The 1,802-nt window shown below is 48.4% G+C and carries 1 rRNA gene; it reads left to right on the forward strand.

The window, feature by feature from the left end:
* Positions 1–170: 170 nt before the first annotated feature.
* Positions 171–1,732, forward strand: a 16S ribosomal RNA gene (locus FC66_RS07770).
* Positions 1,733–1,802 lie beyond the last annotated feature (70 nt).

A 1,802-nucleotide genomic window follows, 5' to 3' on the forward strand; every position in this document is an offset into this window, starting at 1 on the left:
TTGATATGATATAAAAGTTGTCAAAAGCAACCAAGTAGATCTTTGAAAACTGAACAAATTTTCGACAAATCAAATGTGTAGGGTCTCTTAACTAAGAGTTAAGAGCAAACATTTGCGAAGTCAATTCGCTAGTTTCAAAAAGTAACAAAACAATAAGAGCAATCAACTTTTTATATGAGAGTTTGATCCTGGCTCAGGATGAACGCTGGCGGCGTGCCTAATACATGCAAGTCGAACGCATTGTTCTTCACCGAGTGCTTGCACTCACCGAAGACAATGAGTGGCGAACGGGTGAGTAACACGTGGGTAACCTGCCCAAAAGAGGGGGATAACACTTGGAAACAGGTGCTAATACCGCATAATTTGTTAAACCGCATGGTTTGATAATGAAAGACGGCGTAAGCTGTCACTTTTGGATGGACCCGCGGCGTATTAGCTAGTTGGTGAGGTAAAGGCCCACCAAGGCAATGATACGTAGCCGACCTGAGAGGGTGATCGGCCACATTGGGACTGAGACACGGCCCAAACTCCTACGGGAGGCAGCAGTAGGGAATCTTCCACAATGGACGAAAGTCTGATGGAGCAACGCCGCGTGAGTGAAGAAGGTTTTCGGATCGTAAAGCTCTGTTGTTAGAGAAGAATGTAGGTAAGAGTAACTGTTTACCTAGTGACGGTATCTAACCAGAAAGCCACGGCTAACTACGTGCCAGCAGCCGCGGTAATACGTAGGTGGCAAGCGTTATCCGGATTTATTGGGCGTAAAGCGAACGCAGGCGGTTTTTTAAGTCTGATGTGAAAGCCTTCGGCTCAACCGAAGAAATGCATTGGAAACTGGATAACTTGAGTGCAGAAGAGGAGAGTGGAACACCATGTGTAGCGGTGAAATGCGTAGATATATGGTAGAACACCAGTGGCGAAAGCGGCTCTCTGGTCTGTAACTGACGCTGAGGTTCGAAAGCATGGGTAGCAAACAGGATTAGATACCCTGGTAGTCCATGCCGTAAACGATGAGTGCTAAGTGTTGGAGGGTTTCCGCCCTTCAGTGCTGCAGCTAACGCATTAAGCACTCCGCCTGGGGAGTACGACCGCAAGGTTGAAACTCAAAGGAATTGACGGGGGCCCGCACAAGCGGTGGAGCATGTGGTTTAATTCGAAGCAACGCGAAGAACCTTACCAGGTCTTGACATCTTCTGACAAACCTAGAGATAGGCCGTTCCCTTCGGGGACAGAATGACAGGTGGTGCATGGTTGTCGTCAGCTCGTGTCGTGAGATGTTGGGTTAAGTCCCGCAACGAGCGCAACCCTTATTATTAGTTGCCAGCATTTAGTTGGGCACTCTAATGAGACTGCCGGTGACAAACCGGAGGAAGGTGGGGATGACGTCAAATCATCATGCCCCTTATGACCTGGGCTACACACGTGCTACAATGGACGGTACAACGAGTTGCGAGACCGCGAGGTTAAGCTAATCTCTTAAAGCCGTTCTCAGTTCGGATTGTAGGCTGCAACTCGCCTACATGAAGTTGGAATCGCTAGTAATCGCGGATCAGAATGCCGCGGTGAATACGTTCCCGGGCCTTGTACACACCGCCCGTCACACCATGAGAGTTTGTAACACCCAAAGCCGGTGAGGTAACCTTTTAGGAGCCAGCCGTCTAAGGTGGGACAGATGATTAGGGTGAAGTCGTAACAAGGTAGCCGTAGGAGAACCTGCGGCTGGATCACCTCCTTTCTAAGGAATATTACGGAAACCTACACACTTGTCGAAAATTTGTTTAGTTTTGAGAGGTCTACTCTCAAAA

The sequence above is a fragment of the Dellaglioa algida DSM 15638 genome (genome assembly GCF_001434695.1).
Taxonomy (GTDB): Bacteria; Bacillota; Bacilli; order Lactobacillales; family Lactobacillaceae; genus Dellaglioa; species Dellaglioa algida.